Source organism: Pseudanabaena sp. PCC 7367 (assembly GCF_000317065.1).
Classification (GTDB): domain Bacteria; phylum Cyanobacteriota; class Cyanobacteriia; order Pseudanabaenales; family Pseudanabaenaceae; genus Thalassoporum; species Thalassoporum mexicanum.
The window spans coordinates 3,654,120-3,675,752 of sequence record NC_019701.1 but is presented as its reverse complement, the minus strand read 5'-3'; the positions used below and the strand labels follow the sequence as shown (position 1 = coordinate 3,675,752).

General features: G+C 46.7%; 17 protein-coding genes, 1 tRNA gene and 1 pseudogene. 9 read left to right on the top strand and 10 right to left on the bottom strand.

All coding sequences use genetic code 11. The features are described 5' to 3' along the window. Positions 1-3: 3 nt before the first annotated feature. A complete protein-coding gene (locus PSE7367_RS14600; protein WP_015166127.1) occupies positions 4-975 on the bottom strand; it encodes a formylglycine-generating enzyme family protein in 972 nt (323 codons plus the stop codon). A 109-nt stretch (positions 976-1,084) separates the two neighbouring features. Further along, complete coding sequence (locus PSE7367_RS14595; protein ID WP_015166126.1) at positions 1,085-2,350, bottom strand: FAD-dependent monooxygenase; 1,266 nt, start codon at positions 2,348-2,350, stop codon at positions 1,085-1,087. Between the two features lie 449 nt (positions 2,351-2,799). Between PSE7367_RS14595 and PSE7367_RS14590 the strand changes: the two genes are divergently transcribed. After that, positions 2,800-3,894, top strand: a complete 1,095-nt coding sequence (locus PSE7367_RS14590) for an LOG family protein (protein ID WP_015166125.1) — start codon at positions 2,800-2,802, stop codon at positions 3,892-3,894. Between the two features lie 84 nt (positions 3,895-3,978). Next, positions 3,979-4,374 (top strand): hypothetical protein, encoded by a 396-nt coding sequence (locus PSE7367_RS14585; RefSeq protein ID WP_156800409.1) that lies wholly within the window; start codon positions 3,979-3,981, stop codon positions 4,372-4,374. A gap of 7 nt (positions 4,375-4,381) precedes the next feature. On the opposite strand, the gene PSE7367_RS14580 is transcribed toward PSE7367_RS14585, so the two are convergent. From PSE7367_RS14580 to glmS, 6 genes are all read right to left on the bottom strand, one after another. Next, a complete protein-coding gene (locus tag PSE7367_RS14580; RefSeq protein WP_015166123.1) occupies positions 4,382-5,290 on the bottom strand; it encodes a sulfite exporter TauE/SafE family protein in 909 nt (302 codons plus the stop codon). 59 nt (positions 5,291-5,349) lie between these two features. Beyond that, the gene (gene hisS / locus PSE7367_RS14575; protein ID WP_015166122.1) at positions 5,350-6,654 is read right to left on the bottom strand and encodes a histidine--tRNA ligase; all 1,305 of its coding nucleotides are present in this window, start codon (positions 6,652-6,654) and stop codon (positions 5,350-5,352) included. 202 nt (positions 6,655-6,856) lie between these two features. Further along, positions 6,857-7,198 carry a hypothetical protein gene (locus PSE7367_RS14570; RefSeq protein ID WP_015166121.1) on the bottom strand — a complete coding sequence of 114 codons (342 nt, stop codon included), beginning with the start codon at positions 7,196-7,198 and terminating at the stop codon, positions 6,857-6,859. Next, entirely contained in the window at positions 7,191-7,493 is a 303-nt protein-coding gene (gene pedR, locus PSE7367_RS14565; RefSeq protein WP_015166120.1) for a photosynthetic electron transport-dependent transcriptional regulator PedR, read from the bottom strand. The genes PSE7367_RS14570 and pedR overlap by 8 nt, the downstream gene beginning before the upstream one ends. A 574-nt stretch (positions 7,494-8,067) precedes the next feature. Then, complete coding sequence (locus PSE7367_RS14560; protein ID WP_015166119.1) at positions 8,068-8,697, bottom strand: DUF2232 domain-containing protein; 630 nt, start codon at positions 8,695-8,697, stop codon at positions 8,068-8,070. A gap of 83 nt (positions 8,698-8,780) precedes the next feature. Further along, on the bottom strand, positions 8,781-10,619 hold the full coding sequence (glmS, locus tag PSE7367_RS14555) for a glutamine--fructose-6-phosphate transaminase (isomerizing) (RefSeq protein WP_015166118.1): 1,839 nt from the start codon (positions 10,617-10,619) through the stop codon (positions 8,781-8,783). Positions 10,620-11,327: 708 nt separating this feature from the next. On the opposite strand from glmS, the gene PSE7367_RS14545 reads away from it, so the two are divergent. Together PSE7367_RS14545 and PSE7367_RS14540 are read left to right on the top strand one after the other, a co-directional pair. Beyond that, positions 11,328-12,131 (top strand): tetratricopeptide repeat protein, encoded by an 804-nt coding sequence (locus tag PSE7367_RS14545; RefSeq protein WP_015166117.1) that lies wholly within the window; start codon positions 11,328-11,330, stop codon positions 12,129-12,131. Positions 12,132-12,437: 306 nt separating this feature from the next. Continuing rightward, entirely contained in the window at positions 12,438-13,349 is a 912-nt protein-coding gene (locus PSE7367_RS14540; protein ID WP_015166116.1) for a metal ABC transporter permease, read from the top strand. A 38-nt stretch (positions 13,350-13,387) separates the two neighbouring features. On the opposite strand, the gene PSE7367_RS20595 is transcribed toward PSE7367_RS14540, so the two are convergent. After that, positions 13,388-14,155: an FkbM family methyltransferase gene (locus PSE7367_RS20595; RefSeq protein ID WP_198013420.1), complete on the bottom strand. Its 768-nt coding sequence runs from the start codon at positions 14,153-14,155 to the stop codon at positions 13,388-13,390. 642 nt (positions 14,156-14,797) lie between these two features. Between PSE7367_RS20595 and PSE7367_RS14530 the strand changes: the two are divergent. Continuing rightward, positions 14,798-15,394: pseudogene (locus tag PSE7367_RS14530) on the top strand (DedA family protein); the annotation flags it as partial. Between the two features lie 176 nt (positions 15,395-15,570). Here the strand turns inward: PSE7367_RS14530 and PSE7367_RS14525 are convergent. Then, positions 15,571-15,655: transfer RNA gene (locus PSE7367_RS14525), tRNA-Ser, on the bottom strand. A 784-nt stretch (positions 15,656-16,439) separates the two neighbouring features. Between PSE7367_RS14525 and PSE7367_RS14520 the strand changes: the two genes are divergently transcribed. From PSE7367_RS14520 to PSE7367_RS14505, 4 genes are all read left to right on the top strand, one after another. Continuing rightward, a complete protein-coding gene (locus PSE7367_RS14520) occupies positions 16,440-18,554 on the top strand; it encodes a GAF domain-containing sensor histidine kinase (protein ID WP_015166113.1) in 2,115 nt (704 codons plus the stop codon). A gap of 336 nt (positions 18,555-18,890) precedes the next feature. After that, positions 18,891-19,592, top strand: a complete 702-nt coding sequence (locus PSE7367_RS14515; protein ID WP_041699835.1) for an ATP-binding cassette domain-containing protein — start codon at positions 18,891-18,893, stop codon at positions 19,590-19,592. A 395-nt stretch (positions 19,593-19,987) separates the two neighbouring features. Further along, positions 19,988-20,917, top strand: coding sequence for a TIGR04168 family protein (locus tag PSE7367_RS14510; protein WP_015166111.1), 930 nt, complete (start codon positions 19,988-19,990; stop codon positions 20,915-20,917). 161 nt (positions 20,918-21,078) lie between these two features. Beyond that, positions 21,079-21,570: a nucleoside deaminase gene (locus PSE7367_RS14505; protein ID WP_015166110.1), complete on the top strand. Its 492-nt coding sequence runs from the start codon at positions 21,079-21,081 to the stop codon at positions 21,568-21,570. Positions 21,571-21,633 lie beyond the last annotated feature (63 nt).

The window sequence follows — 21,633 nt, the reverse complement described above, 5'->3', positions numbered from 1 at the left end:
TGCTTAAGCGGCAGAGCAAACAACACGAAAACCAATCCGACTTTGGGTGTCTGTTGCACTGTATTCTGTGCGATAAGCTGAGCGGCAGCTATGTGGGCTCGATATCCATGAACCACCTCGTACAACTCTATAGGGATAACCTATCAGTTGCAAAGCACTTTTTCGTGCACTTCCATTCCTTGGCGCTCCATGATAACTCTCATGCCAAGCATCCTCACACCATTCGTACAAATTACCATGCATATCATAGAGACCCCAGGGGTTTGCAGGAAATTCTCCTACCTCTGTTGTTTCACCTCTATAGTTGCCTTGTGAGCCTTTTCCATATGGTTTATCATTTCCTGAATAATTAGCGATATCTGTAGTGATGGTTTCACCAAAATGGAAAGGGGTAGTTGTTCCTGCCCTACAGGCATATTCCCATTCTGCTTCACTAGGTAGACGATATTTCTTACCTGTCTTATCGCTCAACGCTTTACAAAAATCTTGTGCTCCAATCCAGTCAACTCGCTCTAACGGTTTATTATCCCCTGGATATTTTGGCTCTCTCAAAAATTTCCCCATCACTGCTAACCATTGTTCCTGGGTGATGAGGTACATCCCCAGATAAAATGGCTTGATCTTAACTTGATGCTGTGGCTCCGATTTATCGCCTTCATAAATACCTTCTTCGTTGGGATAAGTTCCCATTAGGAAGCTACCACCAGGTATTGAAACCATCTCTAGCTGGACACCAGAGCCTAAATCCTCCATAAACTTCTGCCCTTGCAGTGTCTGGCGATCAACAATTTTGCCAAATTCATTAACTTTGACAGTCTCAAAATCAAAACTCTGCAAGTCTAATTCACTAGCGATCGCTCCACCTGATAATGACTTAATTCGCTTGATCGCCAAGGCCGAGGTTAGGCCAGCACCAGCAAGCGAGCCCAAAATTAAATTCCGGCGTGTCAACAACTTTTTAGGGTTTACAGGCATAGCTCAGAGCTTAACCACCAGATTGATAATTTCCAGGATAATAGGAGAATTTTAAACCATTAGGCTATTTCCAGCAAAAGCACATCTAAAAATTTACCCAGAGGGATGATTAGCTTTCCCGATCGCCCAGCCGAGGTTGCCTTACGATCAAGCCCATCATCACCAGCATCACCAATTGACGCAACGGTTTCAAGCTAGCCAGAATCAGTAAACCCAACCGCCGCAACCACTGCAACGGCGCAAACTGATTAGAAAACAGGCGATTGGTGATATCCGTCAATAAAATTACACCCAGGTTATCCCAACGGCGGCGATTTTGATAGCGATTCAAAACAGTCATGCTACCCAGGTCTTCGCCTCGATTTTGGGCATTAATCAAGGTTTCCGCCAACGCGCCCACATCGCGGATGCCCAGGTTCATCCCCTGCCCCGCCACCGGATGGGTTGAATGTGCTGCATCACCAACTAGCGCCAATCGCGGTTGGATATAGGTCTTAGCGTGCATCCAACGGGGTACATAGGCAGCCCGATCGCAGGATTCCAAGGTCAATTCGCCTAATTGATTTACTAAGCGATCGCCAATTCTTTTTTTTAGCTCCGCCATAAACTCCGCCTCCGGCAGGTTCAGTAAATATGGCGTTTCCGCCGTCGTCGCCGTCCAGACAATACAGAGCCGATCGCCCTCCAGGGGCAAGATCGCAAAGGGGCCACTGTGCTGAAACCGCTCATAGGCAATATTTTGATGGGAATGTTCTGCCTTGAGCGTAACCACAATGCAGGTTTGATCGTAGGTTTTCTGGCTAGTATCGATCTGCGCCAGGCTGCGAATTAGCGATCGCCCGCCATCGGCAGCCACCAGCAACTTAGCGCTGAGATGTTGCTCACCTTGACCTTGATCAGTGGAAACCTTCACCCGAATCCGATCGCTGTCTTTGGCTGGAGTCGGCTGGTCGAGATCGAGAATTTTGGCCGGACAAATTAATTCAATGTTGTCGCAATCGGCCATGAACTGCCACAGCGAGGCCAGCGTAACTTTGTTTTCCACCACATAGCCCAGCGCATCACGCTCCACATCCCGCTGCCATAGCTTCACTTTGTGGGGATAATCGCCATCGGAAATCTGGATACATTGCATCGCCGTAACGCCGCGATCGACCATGCCATCCCAGACACCAATATTTTGCCAGATCAAACTAGACCCCAAAGCGATCGCACTGGCGCGACCATCTGCACCAAACTGCCCCGCTTTCAGGCCAGAACGTGCTTCAACCAGGCCAACTTTCAGGTTTTGATTGAATTTATTGTGTTTATTCCCCAAAGCACAGGCCAGGCTTGCTCCCACCATGCCACCGCCAACAATCAAGACATCAAACATAAATTAGTTTTAACCAAATATCGATAGAGTATTTAAGCAAACAGGGAGTTAAGCAGAACTGAGTATGATTGAGTATTTAAATATTAAGCTTTGTTACTAAATATATTCTAGCCCGTTGGCGATCGCCCTGCCTCTAAAACAAGGCTTAACTTTATTTGATTTAGAGATTTTGGGAATGCTTCCTTATCTAAAAATGATCTCTTGCCTAAATCAGTGGCGTTATGGATTCGGTTGGCACGATCTCACACATGCTGGTTGTGGCTTGCTCCCTAGTTTTTTAGTGAGGTACTACCGGCAAAATCAATACAACTGTTAAGTAATTGCGTCTAATCGATCGCTATGTGTGCCAAAGAAGTCTAAAAAAACGCACTAGCACACCTTCACCACCAATTAAAAACTGCTACCGTAAAACAACCAATAGCTTCACTAATATTTTTATTACTCACACCATGACCGCCTCAAATCCGCTGAATGATTCTTTAGACCAATCGATAGATCAGTCGATCGCCAGTTCACAAATAAATTGCGCCGAGTCAGAAGCTGCCCTTTGCCAGCAGTTGTATCACCTCATCGATCAACTACCAGAGATAGAAAATGGCGGTTTAATTCGCCAAGCCCTATCAACCCTGGCGCAAATCAGCAGCACCGATGCCGATCGACTGGATTGGAAGCTAATTGTGGGCTCGCTTACTGACATTCAAAGGGCGATCGCAGTTTTCCATCCCCATCGCCACCGCCGCAAGGTAAGTATGTTTGGATCATCGCGTACCAAACCAGGGCAACTGGAATATCAACAAGCCCTGAAATTTGCAAAAAAAATGACCCAGTTGGGTTTTGAGGTGATCACTGGTGCCGGTGGTGGGATTATGGCGGCGGGGAATGAAGGGGCAGGTGAGCAAGGCTCCTTTGGCTTAAATATCGATTTACCCTTTGAGCAGGACTCTAACCCCTATGTCCAAGAAAGTTCTAAGCTGGTGGAGTTTAAATATTTCTTTACGCGCAAGTTGTTTTTTGTGAGCGAAGCCGATGCGATCGCCCTATTCCCTGGCGGTTTTGGTACTCAAGATGAGCTATTTGAATGTTTAACCCTAACCCAAACAGGCAAATCCACCCCTAAACAAATTGTGTTGATCGACAAACCTGGCGGTAACTACTGGCAAGAATGGGATGAATATATGCGTGAGCATATTCTCGATCGCCAATTAATCTCGCCGGAGGATCGTAGTTTATATACAATTACTGATAATATCGATCGCGCCTGTGAGCTGATTACCAATTTTTATCAGGTCTATCATTCCAGCCGTTGGGTGGGCGATCTATTTGTAATTCGGCTCAATCAGGAAATTAGCGATACTCATCTAGCAAGCCTGAATCGATCGTTTAAAGATATTGTGCGCAAAGGTGATATTAGCCGCTGCGGGGCGCTGAAGGCAGAAAAGGATGAACCGGAAATCGCCAACCTACCGCGCTTGATTTTTTACTTCGATCGCCACAGCTATGGTCGTCTGCATGAGCTAATCGAGGCGATCAATCAGGTTGATTGAGTGGTTAATATTTTAAATATGCTTAACACCCGTTTAGGTTTAATCGCTATTGCCACATCCACCTTATTCAGTAGTTGTGAACCAATGTTAGAGCAAGAATGCGATCGCTTTTGGGCAGCCACCTATCAACCGGAACTTGAGAGCATCAGAGAAAACAAGCAACCCAACCAACCGATCGCCACCACTCGAAAAGAGCGCGAATTGGCACTAGTTGATCAAAGCCTGGCTAACTACAATGAAAAGATCGAGATAGCCTACCAGCTTCAACTGAGACACAGCAAGCTAAATGAATTTAAAGCCAGATACATCAAACTAAATAGTCAATGGATTGCTGGCCTAGAACAGGAGAGGATCGCCCTAATCAGCAATTCAAAATTAGCCGATCCAGTCATGGCCGATTTGCGACTAGTGGCACACCAGGAAACTGAATTGATTGGCGAGATCAGGGAATTTTGCGATATCTGGCCAATCGTAGAGTAAAAGATTCTCAAAGCATACTGACCAGGCTGTCGGTTACCGAAGGCAAAGCATTCCGCAGCAAGATCGCTGCCACCAATGCAAACACTACCGCCAGGAATTTTTCCAGGGCATGTTGAGAAATTTGCTTCGCCACAAACGCACCAATCTGGCCACCAATAATTACCCCAGGCACCGTGAAGGTAACCACACTCACCAGAGTTTCCAGGGCAGTGCCGCCCTGATGCAGGAAATAACTAAACTGGCCGATCGAAGCGGTCATCGCCGTGATCGCCACCACAAACACATTGGTTGCTACTGCCGTAGTCCCAGGAACACGCTTGATTTTAAGCAAATAAAATCCATTCAATTCGCCCAGACCAGTAGCGATCATGCCCAGCAAAGCACCACCCGCCACCGCGATCGCCCCACCCAGATAATTTGCCCTGGAACTGGGTGCAGTAGATTCATCTTGAGTTAAAGAATCTTCAAGCAGAGCTTCAGATTGATTTGTGGTCAAGGAGTTCACCCCAAAGCTATTAACTACCGATGAATCACCTTCATTCGCATCGGCTTGACTAGAAACAATTAAACTTACTGCGATCGCCAACAATACCAATCCAAAAATCACACTCAGGGCGATCGGGTTGATCCATTGCACCAGCCAGGAGCCAAAAATTGCTGCCGGAATTGTAAATAACAACAGCGAGCCGCCCAGCCGATAATCGATCGCTCCCTGGCGGGCATAGGCAACCAAGCCACTGGTAAACCCAAAGGTTTCCGTAATCAAAGCCGCCCCGATCGCAATGTCGGGGGGCAAGCCGATCGCTAATAAAAAAATTGGTGCAAAAAAAGTACCGCCCTCCACCCCAGAGGCCATCGCTACGGTTGAGATGGCGATCGCCACAGGAAACATGTAGGCGTAGGTTAAATCAAGCATTAATTAAGTTTTTGGGTTAAACGGATAATTTAAATTTGTTTTTTCTTTGCCCAGCATTGCTAATCAGAGCCTTGTTGTTTAGCACGTTTCAATTGCGATCGCAGTTGTTCTGGCTCAGCCAACAGACTTGACAAGCTAGTTGCTTCTTGCTCACCCGATGCCAACCACTTCAGTTGAATTTGGTTATCATTCACCTCTCGATCGCCCAGGAGCAAAGCCGCGATCGCACCGCTATTATTAGCCCGCTTCATTTGCTTATCAAACTTGGAGCCACTGAGATCAATCTCGACGCTAAATCCAGCATGGCGCAACTTCTGGGCAATTTTGACCGCCTCCGGTTCGGCCTGATCACCCCGCGATACCAGATAAAAATCGATCGCATTCAGGTTATTGGTTCCAGATGTGGCGATCTGCTGCAACAAAATCGTCAGGCGTTCAATCCCCAATGCCCAGCCAACCGCCGGGGTATCAGGGCCGCCCAATTCAGCCACCAGGCGATCGTAGCGACCACCACCACAAACCGCCGATTGTGCCCCCAGATCAGCCGACTGAATCTCAAAGGCAGTATGGGTATAGTAATCCAGCCCCCGCACCAAACGAGGGTTGATTTTGTAGGCAATGCCCAGATCATTCAGCAATGTCTGGACGCTGTCAAAATGTTTCTGGGAGGCAGCGCCAAGATAATCTAAAATGCTCGGCGCTTCGGTGGCGATCTCCTGGGTACGCGGTACTTTACTATCTAGAATCCGTAAGGGATTACGATCGAGGCGATCGCGCGAATCTTGATCTAGCTCGTTAATGAAGGGCGTGAAATATTCCACCAGGGCATCCCGGTAATTCTGGCGATCTTCGCTGTTACCCACGGAATTTAAGTCCACTACTAGATCGCTTAAGCCCAGTTCTCGCAACAGGTCAGCAGCGATCGCAATCACTTCCACATCAGCACGCGGGTCATCACTCCCCAACACCTCAACCCCTAGCTGGTGAAATTGGCGTTGCCGCCCCGCCTGGGGGTTCTCATACCGGAACATAGAGCCGATATACCACAGCCGCTGGATATTACCCTGGGCAAACAACCGATTTTCAATATATGCCCGCACTACTCCAGCCGTACCCTCTGGCCGCAGCGTCAGCGATCGCCCTTTTTTGTCAGTAAAGCTATACATCTCCTTACCGACAATATCGGTCGCCTCACCAATCCCACGGGCAAATAGCTCCGTGAACTCAAATGCTGGCGTGCGAATTTCTCGATAAACTGCTCGACCCAGAATTTGTCGCGCTGTGGTCTCAAACTTTTGCCAATAGGTAACCTCCGGTGCCCAAATATCACGGGTACCCCTAGGAGCTTGAAATTTTTTACTCATTTTTACTACTTTTGCAGCCTCAGCCTGTCGCCACTGCCAGCAAATATATCCTTAACTCGATTGCTAAATCATTACTTGGCAGCACTAACCATAACGATTTGGCACCTGGCAAGTCAATATTAATATCAATAGAAAGCTATAAACGAAACGCTCTAAGTTAAGCATCTACAGCTCAATAACCTAACTATAACTATGGGTTTACCTATGGGTTTATGGTGCCCACTCGTGATGCGGCATGGGCTTCAGCCTGTTCTAAGGAGACATTGGCATTAACTAGATGCCAGCTACCGTAATAGTTCAAAATCGACTCCACCAAAGCATATTGGCGATCGCTTCCCACCTGCATAAACTTAATCTCGATCCCAGCGATCTGACTATCAGCATAGTCAAATTCCTGGCGATCGGCCCAGATTAACTCAGTGGCGATCGACTCAACCTGATCCAAGTGGGCAGCAAGCTCCCGATAAACTGCCAATGGCAATTGTTTGGGAGCATACTCCACTCGAAATTTCTGCTGAGTATTACTAACTAACTGCTTAAACACTCTGTAATCCTTCTGGTGCAGCAGGAATATTCAAGGTGCAGCAATTGACCTGATCAATACATACTTTGCCCCATTGCAATGCCCATCGCAACAGCGCCACACGGTTATCTGTATGAGTCTTAGTCAAAATATTGCTGATATGGTTGTCAACCGTGCGTTTACTAATTTCCAGGCGAGCAGCAATTTCCTGGTTAGTCAATCCGGAGGCAACTAGCTCAATCACTTGAAGTTCGCGTTCGGATAGGTTAATTGGATTACCTGAATGGGCTTGATTGAGTTGTGCTGCATTGATCATGGTGGGTATCGTTTCCTTAGCAACTAGTTAACACTACAACTATATCGTAGCAATAGATCGGATTGGCTGGAAAGCTAGTTTGCAAGTGTTTTTTAGCAAAATAGAGTTTTTCCGATCGCACTCAGCTTATGCATCATACTTGTCTTTATTGCTACGACTTGCTTACAAGCACATTTACCTACTAACCATATTGGCCAAAAAATTTTTTTTAGGCATTAAACAAAACAAAAATTTAATAATGCAAGAATGTCTGCTCAACTATGACGTTGTTAAAATTCATAATTCCTGGCCAAGATTATTCCTGCTTCCCCAAAATTAAGCTGATACTTTCTGCTATTCCAATGATCTAAATCAGGGGACTATATATGTCCTCAATATGTCCTCAAATCTCTGGCGCAAAACTCGAAGTATACGTTTTCTCAGTCCCTAATTTGACAATATCAATATGAAAAAGACGAAAGCTAATGTCCGCGAAATTAGAGTCTACCTATTAACAAACTGCTTGCATAAATGACCTAATCATCACTCGTATTGCTCTTATTTTAATAAAGTCAAGCTTGACTCAATCTTGAAGTTAATCAAGAAGATTTTCAACCCACTGTGGTGCCGGAGAGATCGGATTACCTAAGCGCTCCAGCAACACCCATGCCACCAGATGCACCAGAATCATATACATCAAGCTACTAAATACAATGCCGCCAGCGGTTACAATCTGCACGATTAATAATTGCGGTTCATCAAGGGAGCCCAATAATCCCATAATCCAGCCCACAAACTTTGCCGCCTGGGAGGTTAGGTAGATCCACACATTTTCACCCAGCAACAGCGACACCAGATAAAGTTGAAAAATTGAACCGAGGGTGCCAAGTACGGTGCCCGTAAAAATTGAAGCCAGCCAGGGCGATCGCCGCCGCCACAATGCCCCCAGAAATAAACCAATGAAACCGTGGGGAATCAAAAACTGAATACTACGGGTTGGCCCCATTAATACGGTCAGGAGCAAAAACGTCACGATCATAGTCATGATTGCCGCTCTGCGATCCCAGCGTAAATAGGCCAGTGCGATCGGAATCGGAAAGAACATCCGCAGCAGGGGGCCAAGCGGAAAATAAAAGTTAATAAAAAAAATCAGGGCGGTGGCACTGGCCAGAAAAGCACTCTCCACCATTGGCAGGGCGGGCGCAGGGCGACGAATCGGCGGCATATTTGCTTGAAGTAGAAGATCTAAAAATAATTATTGCTTTTGCAATATAACCTGAAGCAGGCATGCTCTAGCTATTCATCTGGTTATTCCACGGTGACCGATTTGGCCAGATTGCGTGGCTGATCCACGTCCAAACCGCGATGGGCGGCGATCTGATAGGCCATGAGCTGCAACGGAATTACCGTGAGCATCGGCGAAAGAATTTCATCCACGATCGGCACGGGCAAGAGATGATCAAAGGTTTCATTGGCCACCGGATCTTCCAGGGGCGCGACCCCAATTAGTTGGGCATCCCTGGCCTTGGCTTCCTGGGCATTAGAAAGCACCTTCTCATATACCTTGCCGGGAGTAGCGATCGCCACTACGGGGACATCCTCATCCAGCAAAGCGATCGGGCCATGCTTCATCTCACCCGCCGGATAACCCTCCGCATGGATATAGCTGATTTCTTTGAGTTTTAATGCACCTTCCAGGGCGATCGGGAAATTCACACCCCGCCCCAGATAAATAAAATCCCTGGTATGGGTAAAACTATGGGCAAGCTGCTCGATATAACGCTCCTGGCTTTCCAGAATGCGCTCCATGTGGGCAGGCAATTGGCGCAACCCGATCACCATATCTTTGATTGCATCCGGTGGCATGGTCTGGTGACGATCGGCCAGATCCAGCGCTAGCAGGTAAAACATTAACAATTGCGCCATAAATGTTTTAGTTGCCGCCACGCCAATTTCAATCCCAGCCTGGGTATCGAGAATACTATCGGCAATCCGCCCGATCGAACTTTCGGGGCGATTGGTAATTCCCAGACAGCGATCGCCACGGGACTTAGCCAGATCCAAGGCAGCCAGCGTGTCAGCGGTTTCGCCCGATTGAGTCACCCCAATCACCAGCGTATTTGGCAGGTTTGGCGGCGGTGCATAGCGATATTCGGAGGCATATTGCACGCTGGTGGGAATATGCACCAATTGTTCTAGTAAATATTTACCCACCAAAGCAGCATGCCAACTGGTGCCACAGGCCAAAATTTGCACGTTCTGAATCTGATCAAGGATCCGATCGGGCAGTTTTAAGTTAATTCGATCGGCCTCATTCACAAAACTGGCTAATCCTGCGCGCACTACCCCTGGCTGTTCATGGATTTCCTTGAGCATATAATGCCGGAAGCCCTGCTTTTCTACTAGCACTGGATTCCAGTTCAGGGTCTGGGGACTGCGTCGCTGGCGATCGCCTTCAAAGTTATAAATTTCTACGCCGCTACTGGTCAATCGAGCGATCTCGCCATTATCTAGCGCCAAAATTTTCCGGGTGTAGGCCACCAGCGCGGGAGTATCGGACGCAAAGAAATTTTCATGCTCACCCAAACCAATCACCAGGGGCGCTTGCTGACGCACCACAATTAATTCATCGGCGAAGTCGGCACAAAGTACAGCGATCGCAAAGGCTCCTTCTAGCTTGCTCACCGCGATCCGGACTGCCTCTAAGAGGGTGTTTTGGGATAAGAATTCCGAGATCAAATGGGGGATTACTTCGGTGTCTGTTTCAGTCACAAACCTATGGCCGCGCCCTTTTAGTTCTTCGCGCAAAACATGGTAATTCTCGATAATGCCATTTTGCACCACTGCCAGGGAGCCGATCGTATTGATGTGGGGATGGGCATTGTGTTCCTCTGGCTTGCCGTGGGTGGCCCAGCGGGTATGGCCAATGCCGATCGAGGCAGGCTTTGCATGGGCATCCTGTTGTTCTAGCTTTTGGGCTAGGTTGTTTAGCTTCCCTTTGGCTCTGACCCGTTGCAGTTGATTGGTACCCGGTGCAATTGTGGCTACGCCAGCGGAATCATAACCGCGATATTCCAGTTTTCTGAGTCCTGCGATCAGGATCTCGTTTGCATTGCGATCGCCAATATATCCAACTATGCCGCACATAATGACCGTCCACCCTTAATCTACTTCTGTGCTAATCAGCGTCAATAAACTCACGCTATTAGACCGCAATCTATCTGGCAAAGTCAATAACCCGATCGTGTTAGATGGCTTTGGCGGGTTTGAGCTTTTTACACCAAATTTATGCAAAGAATGGAATAGGTATGAGATTGCTATGGCTAAAAATTTATCATTTGAATCATCAGCTCAAGTAGAATTCTGGTAGAAAAACAGGTTCGAAGCGAAATAATCACGATCGCAGCGGTTTGATGAAGAATGTGGATAAATTGCAGTCGATCGCATCCCAATTAGTTAAGTAAAATGGATTAATAGGGAACACTGAGCCAGATGTTACTAAAAATGCAAAGCAGCCGATCGGCTTAGGCGAGACCAGCGAAGGTTTCGGCCATCTAGCCTGTGGCAATCACAAAAACTGGCATAGCTACCCAGGAATTTTACAATTGTTGGTTTTAATAGTGATTAGTATTGTAATTAAGTAATACTTAACGATCAATTGTCGAGCTAATTAAGTTATTGTACTATATTCAAGCTTGACTATTTAAAGCATTAGTTAAGTATCAGGGCGCTAACGAATTAAAACATCATCGCCATAACTCGGTCACATAACCGGACAGTGCGATCGCATCTATGGGTGCGCTGGATTTAGGTATTTATATACTGCCAGCCCAACTCTAGATAAGGCATTGAAAGATGGCTAAAGGTCATATTCTGATTTTTTCGATCGCATTATTCATTTCCCTGTTAACCTCTCCCTCAAAGCCAACCAAAGCCACGATCGACGATCGCGCTGCTCAAAAAGTAGCTAATCGGTCTGGGCAATTGCTTAAACAGATTTCGACGATTAGCGATCGCCGAACCAAACAGGCTGCCCAAAAATCGGCACAGGAAATTAAACGGCTGGTCACAATGGCAGCAAGGGGGCAATCGCGGGCGATCGTTGCCGCCAAGCCCTGGCGGATTACCGACCCAGCAACGCATATCTGCCAGTTTCAGATTTCTGAAGCCCTGATCCAGGGTCATGCTGCCGCCCTGGTGTATTACCGCACCAAACAGTATCAAAAGGCCGCCGATCGCTTGGCATTAATGTTTGATCTCACCAGTGATCTAGTAGGTTTAATTGAACCTGGCCAAGAGGTAGAAATGCCGGATCGGTGGATCTCGGCCTGGAACAGAATCGGCCTGGATTTCCCCTACTACATTCTGGAACTGAATGACTATGGCTATTTTCTCCAAAAGGCTGGCAATCATGTTGATGCAGTTAAGGTACTGAGTGCTGTGGTGGTAGAAAATCCCCAACGCACCGCCGCCCATATTAATCTGGCTGATTCGTTGTGGGAGACAAGCCAGCAGGAATTAGCGGTCGGCCACTATAAGACCTATCGATCGTTGATGATTGAAAATGGCTATGAATCATTGATTCCATCTAGAGTTGCGGTTCGAATTGCGCCTGTTAATACGGCTGGTAATGCTACTAATCAAGAGCAGCTTAATTAAGAGCGGGTTTCAGCAAACGGAGCTAGACCAGCTCTCATAATTAAATCTTTTTATGTATAAAAATCTCTTTATATGTAATAGGCATAAATGTCAGACATTGCGATCAGATATGCAGCTCCTAGGTTAAGAATCAAATCAACTGCCGGGGAATTATGAAGTGATTATGATTAGGTGCTAGGCTTGGTTATGGCACGTAGAATCCTGGGCTAATTTTAAAAATTATGCCTGGTGTTCTTGCTCTGATCTGTCTAACCCAGTATGAGTAAGAGCGATCGCCCTGCTTAATATTCAACCCTTTAATCATTCATGTTATTGCCCAGTATATTATTCAGTAAATTAATCGAACCGTTCAGCGCCCCTTTTATGCAGCGATCGCTCAGTGTGGGCGTGATGGTAGGGCTAATTTGTGCCGTAGTTGGTACTTACCTGATGGTGCAACGCTTGGCTTTGCTGGGGGATGCGATCTCCCATTCGGTGCTACCAGGCATGGCGATCGCCTATGCCCTCGAGGCCAGTATTGTAATTGGCGCATTCATTGCCGGCATCCTCAGCACGATCGTGATCAACTGGATCAGGGCGCGATCGGACATCAAAGAAGACGCGGCGATGGGGATTGTATTCTCAGCCTTTTTTGCCCTGGGGATTATTTTGATCACTATAATCCAGAAAAACGAGCCGATCGATCTCAATCATTTTCTATTTGGCAATATCCTGGCGGTGACCTTTAATGACCTGCGCGATACGGCAATCATTGCGGTGGCGGTGATCGCGGTGATTATTTTGCTCTACAAGGAATTATTGTTTTATTCCTTTGACCCATTGGGGGCGCAGGCCAATGGCTTACCGATCAATTTACTTAACCTGGGTCTGATGGTATTGATCGCCCTGACGATCGTGGCCAGCCTCAAGATTGTGGGTGTAGTGCTGGTGTTAGCCTTGCTAATTGCCCCTGGAGCCACGGCCTATTTGCTGGTGCCACGCTTTCATCAGGTGATGCTTCTGGCGGCTGGATTTGGGGTGATCGCCAGTCTCAGTGGTATTTATGTGAGCTATTTCACGAATATTCCCTCTGGCCCGGCGATCGTGCTGTTTGCCTTTGGCTTGTTTATCTTGGCGCTACTGTTCAGCCCCAGCCAGGGTGTACTAACTAATCCGCATACCGATAGTGGTTCATCGCCTTTGTGGCAGGAAATTAAAAGCCTTTTGCCCAGAAGGTAGCTGGATAACCCTCCTCTTAACTATTAGCACTATTAGCCTCAATACCACAGGCCAAATTTACGCGCTGGATGGGCAATGAAGAAATAATTTTTGCCGTGGTGAAATTGGTGATGAAAATCCTGGCGGGACATAGGATTACGGTTCGATAGCCAGTTTTCCAGGGTGGATATACCCAGGCCGCAATCGCCACAAAGCAAATCATAAATATCTTCTGGTTCCGTACCATAGACATTCGCCGCCCCCCAGCCATGCTCAAACACAATCACCGGCTGCCAGCGCTTGATGATATTCACACTACCCCGCAAAACCTCTAGCTCGGCTCCTTCCACGTCGATCTTGATTAAGTCAATTTTTTCTGCGATCGACACAATTTGATCAAGTCGCGCTATTTTAACCGTGATTTGCTGATCTTGATGGGCAACACCAAAATAATCGCGTTTAGTAAAGCCACTCAGCGCTGGATCATCGATCACATAGTTAAAGCTTTTTTTGCCCGGTTGATCGCTTAATCCGACATCATATATATGAATATTTTGTCCTGGATAATGATGCTCAAAGTGTTCGGTTAGCCATTTGTAGAGATCAGGCAGGGGCTCAAATGCATAAAACTTGCCCTGTGGTGCAGCCTCGATCATTACCTTCAAGATCTCACCATAGTTGCAACCCACATCCACGCAGATTGACTTTGGCCGTAGCACCCGCTTAATGATTTCAAAAGTAAGATTGTCATAGAAGGTGTTCTTGTCGATCGTGCCGGCTTCTAGTTGTTGTAGGTTCGTTGCGGCGAGCTGATCTGGCTGTCTCAAGAGATACTTGAACTGTTTAGCTAGTTGATGGAATTTAGATCTCATGCGATCGCACTTATACCTGGATTCATGGTGTTCGAATTTTCATATGTTAGCTGGATTGAGCTGAGAATTAAAATTCGATCGAGATTAATTCTGTTTAGGGCTGTTTCCAGCAAAATACTGTGAAAAGTTGATCTTAATCAGCAATATTTGGCTCAAAGCTATAGCGAAGCGATCGCTCCTCTTGCTCCAGGGGACTATTGAAATTGCACTAGCAAATTGCAGATCTGAGCCAAGAAAACAAGCATTTTAAGCATTTACAAGCAAAACTCTAACCAGAGCTTAATTTGGGGTTTGGGCTTAACACCTATAATTGATTAAGTTTTTGGTGCTGATCAAGCAAAATTCAACTTAAACAAGTGCAGATATAGTTGCGTATCCTTGTATATCTAGTTAGGACTAATAGAACTTAACTAGTTTGCCTGCGTTTGATCTGCAAACTACTACTCGATCACGTTAATTATGATTGGTTGCACTCTTGCAAAAGAGTTATCACAATCGCAAATTAAGCATCAAATTCTTTGTGGTGGACTACTAATTTGTAATTAATTAGATCCAATAATCGTCATTCTCTAATCAAAAATACTGTCACAGATTTTTATGTCCCTAGAGCTTTTCACCCTCGCTGAAATAAAAGACTTAGCTCAACAATATGGTTATTGGGTAGTTTTCTTTGGCATCATGCTGGAAAATGCCGGCATTCCCCTCCCCGGTGAAACGATCACCCTGGTGGGTGGCTTTCTGGCCGGAAGTGGGGAATTATTGTTTGCCAATGTTTTAGTCGCGGCGATCGGTGGCGCGGTGGTGGGGGACAATTTTGGCTATTGGCTGGGGCGCTGGGGTGGCGATGGTTTTCTAGAGTGGGTGGGTAAGTTATTCAAGCTTGACCCGGCCGAAATCGATAAGGCTAAGGATCGATTCAGTGGCAATAGCGATCGAGCCGTATTTTTTGGTCGCTTTATTGCCCTGCTGCGGATCTTTGCTGGCCCCTTGGCCGGACTATCGGGCATGTCCTATCCGCGCTTTTTGTTTTTTAATGCGGCAGGGGCGATCGCCTGGGGCACAACCATGACCAGCCTGGCCTACTTTGCCGGGAGTTTTATCCCGCTCGAAAGGTTGGTGAACTATGTGCTCAAGTTCGGGCTGTCGGCATTGGCGATCGTGTTGGCCTGGTTTGCCATCCCGCCGGCGATCGAATGGTGGAAGCTGCGCTCTGGGGCATCGTCTAGTTCGGAGCCTAATTTAGAACCAACCAACTTAGATCAACCCAACCAGCCGGAAAATGTAGTGGCAGAAGAATTGGGCAATGAAGCGAGTGAAGTAGAAGTCTAGAACCCTAGAACCCCTACTTTGCAATGTCTTGCCCCTTAGAACGGAGAGAGGGGGATTCGAACCCCCGGTTGCTTTCACAACATTCGATTTCAAGTCGAACGCAATCGACCACTCTGCCATCTCTCCAATTGTTAATTCTAAGCCATAGACGCGATTACAATCAAAATAAAATAAGCACTTTTTTTGGATGCCAGTTTTTGGGTTAGAGTGCAGCCAGAATTAAGCGATCGCTATTTTAATTTATTGCTAAGAATTACCCCATAAAGTTAGTGCTAGGATGATTGTAAGCGCCTTATTTGGCTGGGCTAGATGGGCTGGCTAGGCTTTAGTAAATGTGAGTAAATGTGGATAAGCGGGGCATTTAGTTAATTAAATGACAAGTCGGCAGCTTAGGAATTGTGGGTGCTGGTAAGCATGTGTTGATCAGATATCGAAAAAGCTTAGTAATGCTTTCTCCCTAGAGAGATAAGAGATATTTGTATGTTTACAGCCTAATCAAATTCTAACTATTGCTTCATACTGGCCGCATAGAATATGTGGATTTGCGATCGAAACATCCTGACCTAAAAGATCAATAAAAAGATCAATAATTCTGCTCCTGATTACTACTTAATTCAGACTGCACCAGATTAAATCAAAGTCGAGGTTTGGATTAAATACGTCAGATCACGCAGGAAATTGTCTAAGCCTAAATATTAGGCTGGCAAGTGGGGGAAATGAAGATGGATAGACTTAACTAGGTGATTGCTTACTAAGCATTCACATCTCCCTAAAATACTAATATTCGATTTGCTGAGCCTTTACTTGGCTAAACCAGAACTAGTTTGGGTTCTGGCTATGACAGTTTGACTGGGCATATAGCTAAGCATAAAACTGGGCATTTTTTAATAATTCTAATTTGCAACTGCCAATGAATACCAGAAACCGCGATCAAAATACCGCATCTCTCGCTGCTGAAACCACACCAACTGCACCATCACGAGGCTCATTATCGATCGAAGAACAGCAAGCCCTGATCGAGGCGGCTCGTAAACAGGCCAATCTCTACGAAAAAACCCAACGACAGGCAGAGCGAGAGTCATTATTGCGATTGGTGGGCAACCAGATTCGTAGCTCATTGAACCTGGACTCGATTTTGCAAACCGCAGTGCGGGAGGTGCGGGAACTGCTTGACACCGATCGAGTGGTGATCTATCACTTCGTTGAAGGTTGGCGTGGCCAGGTAGTAGTCGAAGAGGTGATCGAGCCCTGGTCTTCGATCTTGGGTGAGATGGGTGCAGACAATTGCTTTGCCGGAGAATATGGGCAGTTATATGTAGAAGGTCGAGTCAGGGCGATCGCAGATATTCAAACCGATCCTGGCTTAGATGAATGTCATGCCAATTTCCTGAAGGCGCTGCAAGTCAGAGCCAATCTGGTAGTGCCAATTATTATTAAAGATCAATTATGGGGATTGCTGCTCGCCCATGAATGTCGAGATGAGCGGGTTTGGCAGGAATGGGAGCAAAAATTACTGGTGCAACTGGCTGACCAGATGGCGATCGCCATTCAACAGGCAGAATTGTTTGCCACGGTCAGGCATACCGCTGAACGAGAATCAATTTTGCGCCTGGTTAGTAATCAAATCCGCAGCTCATTGAACCTCAGTGAAATTCAAAAAACCGTAGTCCGTGAGATCCGCAAATTGCTGGACACCGATCGGGTCGTGATCTATCAATTCCAGACGGAGTGGGATGGCAAGGTGGTGGTTGAAGATGTGCGATCGCCCTGGCAATCGGTAATGGACAAATATGTCTCAGATACTTGCTTTACACCGGAGCGCGCCCAGCAATATCAAAAAGGCCGGATTAAGGCAATTAATGATATTCATACTTCAGAGCTTGATCAATGTCACATTGATTTTCTGGCAGACCTGCAAGTTAAGGCCAATCTAGTCGTACCGATCAATATTGGCGATCGGCTCTGGGGGTTGTTGATTGCCCACGAATGCAGTAGCCCCAGAGAATGGCTGAATACCGAAATCGAAACCCTACAGCAATTGGGAGATCAAGTGGCGATCGCCATCCAGCAGGCGGAGCTATATGGCGAGGTACAGGCTTCAGCACAGCGATATCAAGACCAGGCAGAGCAATTAAAGCTAGCGATCGCGCAGTTGCGCAACACCCAAATGCAAATTATCCAACGGGAAAAAATGCAAAGCCTGGGACAAATGGCGGCTGGCCTAGCCCATGAGATCAATAATGCCAATAACTTTGTCTATGCCAATATTCCCTATGCCCAAAACTATGTGGCGAACCTCACCCAGGCACTAGATGCCTACACCACGTCCTATGATGATGTGCCGCAAGTTGTGGCCAGGATTAACGAAGCTGTCGATCTTAACTATGTTTGCCGGGACTTTCCCAAAATCCTGAAATCAATGCAGGAGGGAAGCACCAGAATCAGAGAGATTGTCGGCACTTTCCGCACCTTTGCCAACTTGAATCGCGCTGAATTTTGCCAGGTTGAGCTTAATGCCAGTCTGGATAGTAGTCTGGCGATCCTGAATAGTCGATTATTGCCCGATATGGTGATTGTCAAGAAATATGGCAAATCCGCCCAGGTGGAAGGCTACCCCGCCCAACTAAATCAAGTGTTTTATAACCTGCTGGAAAATGCCTTTGATGCGATCGGCAGTTTTGGCTCAATCACGATCGAAACCAAAGCGGTGCAGGAAGACCCAACAGAAACTAATTCTGGGCTGAATGAGCATCTACGCGAGCATGTATTAATCAAAATCAAGGACTCTGGCGCTGGTGTACCGGCAGATCTCCGCGATCGCATCTTTGACCCATTTTTCACCACCAAACCAGTCGGTTCTGGTCGCGGACTGGGGCTCTCAATTTGCCATGACATTGTTGTAAATAGCCATTGTGGCGAGATTCACTACATCAGCGAACCAGGCAAGAAGGGCTTTTTCCAGGTCAAGCTGCCATGCCAGTTGCCAATCCAACCAGAAGATCCAGCAACACTAAGCGAAGACTAAATAAAGACTAAGCGTTTTAGCGTTTGATCAATGGTTATAGATTCTCAGTATGCTTAGCGCCAACCCATTTAAACCTGTCTCGATCCTGCAACTATCCATAACAAATCTTTGCTGACTGGGCAAGGTGAAGATCATTATACTGATTGCTGCCTGCCTCAGCCATTGGTGGCAATGTTGTAATATGCTTAGCCTGGGAGCAACTTTGCCAAAGTTGATAAATCATAATTTCACCGATGATTTAAACCATGAGAAAGATCGAGTTATGAAAACATGCCACAGCCTGAGCCAGAAGCCAGCTCTAAAGTTAGATTAGCCGACAAGCCCAAACCATCTAAGCTGCTGGAAATCAACCACCTCAGCGTTAACTATGGTGGTATTCAGGCGTTGCAATCGATCAACCTGTCGATCGCCCCCGGTGAGATTGTGACCCTGATTGGAGCCAATGGCGCTGGCAAAACCACCACCCTGCGCACTATCTCTAGATTAGTTAATCCTAGCTCTGGCCAGATCCTCTATCAGGGGCGCGACATTACTCGCTACTCGGCCGCGCGGGTTGTCAAAATGGGGATCGCCCAGAGTCCAGAGGGGCGCAGAGTTTTGGCAAGGCAAACCGTATTAGCGAATTTAGAACTGGGGGCATATACCCGCAATGATGCCCAGGCGATCAAAGCAGATCTAGAATGGCAGTTCTCGCTTTTCCCTCGCTTAGCTGAACGCAGACAACAATTGGCTGGCACTCTCAGCGGTGGCGAACAACAAATGCTGGCGATCGCCAGGGCGATGATGAGTCGGCCTCAATTGCTGCTTCTGGATGAACCAAGCCTGGGGCTAGCCCCCCAGATTGTGCGGAATATTTTTGAAATTATTGAAGAGCTGCATCAACAAGGGGTGACGATCCTGCTGGTGGAACAAAATGCTAATTTGGCGCTGCAGGCCGCCGATCGCGGTTATGTTTTGGAAGCGGGCACAATTACTTTTGAGGGCAATGCCAAAGATCTACTAACCAGCGATCGAATCAAACAGGCATATCTTGGTTAACGTGGGTTTGAAGTAGTAGAAAAAGATAGGGTAGTGCTGAACAAGTAAGGATTTAGGCGATAGTTGAATATCTATAATCCAAACAAGCTAAGCTCCGAATTTCAAATCGATTGCTAATTATCCTTACTACTAAAGATAGTAGTAGCAAAAGATACAAGCAAAGCTGAGACTGTTATTGAAACATTTACTGAAACATCCAAATCTCAGCTATGGATGAACTTGTATCGCATTTGAAAATAACGCAAATTTTAATTTTCGGAATAACCAATCAATTCTCTTAAAGCAGGTAGCACTGAACTAACCCGCATAACTTTCCTAAGCAGAGAGATCGTTTATGCTGGTAGATGGCGTAGAGCAATCGCAGCGATGATTTTAAGGAGCAGCGTAATCGCATCATGGTAAATCTGGGTGACTCACAATCCACCGAAATTACGATCGCCATTATTGGTGATGTGCATGATCAATGGGAAGCAGCCGATAATCATGCCCTGGAAAATTTGCCGATCGACTTGGCTTTATTTGTGGGTGATTTTGGCAATGAGTCGGTGTGGGTGGTCGAAGCGATCGCCAAGCTGAATAAACCCAAAGCAGTAATTTTAGGTAATCATGATGCCTGGTATAGCGCCTCTGAATGGGGCAGAAAACAAAGCCCCTATGATCATAGCCAGGAAGATCGCGTCCAGCAGCAACTTGATCTGTTGGGAAATGCCCATGTGGGCTATGGCTATTTGGATTTTCCTGCTTTAGGCTTGGCCGTAGTAGGCGCGCGCCCATTTAGTTGGGGGAGTTCAGAATGGCGCAACCAGGATTTTTATCAACAGCGCTATGGTGTGGGTGGATTTGCAGAATCTGCGGCCCGAATTACCGCCGCTGCCGCTGCAACTAACCGCAAGACAATTATTTTACTCGGCCACAATGGCCCGTTTGGCCTGGGCGATCGCGTTGATTCCCCCTGTGGCAAGGATTGGCGACCGGAGGGTGGCGATTTTGGCGATCCAGACCTAACCGCAGCGATCGCCCAAACCCGTAGCTTAGGCAAACAAATCCCACTGGTGACCTTTGGCCACATGCACCATAATTTGCGCCTGAGTAATCAACAACGTCAAATCACCGCCATTGATGAATATGGCACTGTATATGTAAACGCGGCATCTGTCCCCAGAATTAAAGAGTTAAGCACTGGTCGAGCCCGTAACTTTACCCTGGTTACGCTGCGATCGGGTCAGGTGGTGCAGGCCAAAATCATTTGGGTGGATGCAAAATTGGCGATCGTTTCTGAAACAATTACCTATCGTCAAGTTGCTACGGTTGATGCTGAAACATAAGCTTAAAAATTTTGATTAACTTAAATGTTTAAGCATGTCCTAATTTGCATTTTGTGATGACATTTAAAATTAAGCTGCGCTTGAAAGATATGTGTATAACTATGTCTGCTGATGGTGACAATTGGTACTACAGTTAGATCGATGGATCGAAAAAAGCAAATATGACCAATAGTGAGACAGAGACACCGCAGCAGCAGGCATTTATGCAAATGGCGATCGATTTGGCGATCGCAAATGTCGGCAATGGTGGTGGGCCATTTGGGGCGGTGATTGTCAAAGCCGGAACTGTGATCGCCAAGGGCGTAAATCAAGTTACCCACAATAATGATCCCACTGCCCACGCTGAAATCATGGCAATTCGTGCCGCCTGCCAGGAACTAAATTCTTTTACTCTGGCCGGTTGCGAAATATATTCTTCCTGCGAACCCTGCCCCATGTGTCTAGCGGCCATCTATTGGTCCCATTGCGATCGACTTTTCTTTGCCAGTGGCCATCACGATGCAGCGGCGGTTGATTTTGACGATTCATTTATTTATGAACAGCTCAAATTGCCGATCGAAAACCGTAGCCTGCCAATCCAACAAATGATGCGACAGCCATCTTTAAAGGCATTCCAAACCTGGCTAGCCCATGAATCTCGCGTCAGTTACTAAATTTACTCCTAAATCTACTAAGTCATTACAATCTATGCTCGATCGCTCATTACAGTGTAATTA

Coding starts and splice junctions, on each gene's coding strand:
- PSE7367_RS14600 (WP_015166127.1), bottom strand. CDS start 975: ATGCCTGTAAACCCTAAAAAGTTGTTGACACGCCGGAATTTAATTTTG.
- PSE7367_RS14595 (WP_015166126.1), bottom strand. CDS start 2,350: ATGTTTGATGTCTTGATTGTTGGCGGTGGCATGGTGGGAGCAAGCCTG.
- PSE7367_RS14590 (WP_015166125.1), top strand. CDS start 2,800: ATGACCGCCTCAAATCCGCTGAATGATTCTTTAGACCAATCGATAGAT.
- PSE7367_RS14585 (WP_156800409.1), top strand. CDS start 3,979: ATGTTAGAGCAAGAATGCGATCGCTTTTGGGCAGCCACCTATCAACCG.
- PSE7367_RS14580 (WP_015166123.1), bottom strand. CDS start 5,290: ATGCTTGATTTAACCTACGCCTACATGTTTCCTGTGGCGATCGCCATC.
- hisS (WP_015166122.1), bottom strand. CDS start 6,654: ATGAGTAAAAAATTTCAAGCTCCTAGGGGTACCCGTGATATTTGGGCA.
- pedR (WP_015166120.1), bottom strand. CDS start 7,493: ATGATCAATGCAGCACAACTCAATCAAGCCCATTCAGGTAATCCAATT.
- PSE7367_RS14560 (WP_015166119.1), bottom strand. CDS start 8,697: ATGCCGCCGATTCGTCGCCCTGCGCCCGCCCTGCCAATGGTGGAGAGT.
- glmS (WP_015166118.1), bottom strand. CDS start 10,619: ATGTGCGGCATAGTTGGATATATTGGCGATCGCAATGCAAACGAGATC.
- PSE7367_RS14545 (WP_015166117.1), top strand. CDS start 11,328: ATGGCTAAAGGTCATATTCTGATTTTTTCGATCGCATTATTCATTTCC.
- PSE7367_RS14540 (WP_015166116.1), top strand. CDS start 12,438: ATGTTATTGCCCAGTATATTATTCAGTAAATTAATCGAACCGTTCAGC.
- PSE7367_RS14520 (WP_015166113.1), top strand. CDS start 16,440: ATGAATACCAGAAACCGCGATCAAAATACCGCATCTCTCGCTGCTGAA.
- PSE7367_RS14510 (WP_015166111.1), top strand. CDS start 19,988: ATGGTAAATCTGGGTGACTCACAATCCACCGAAATTACGATCGCCATT.
- PSE7367_RS14505 (WP_015166110.1), top strand. CDS start 21,079: ATGACCAATAGTGAGACAGAGACACCGCAGCAGCAGGCATTTATGCAA.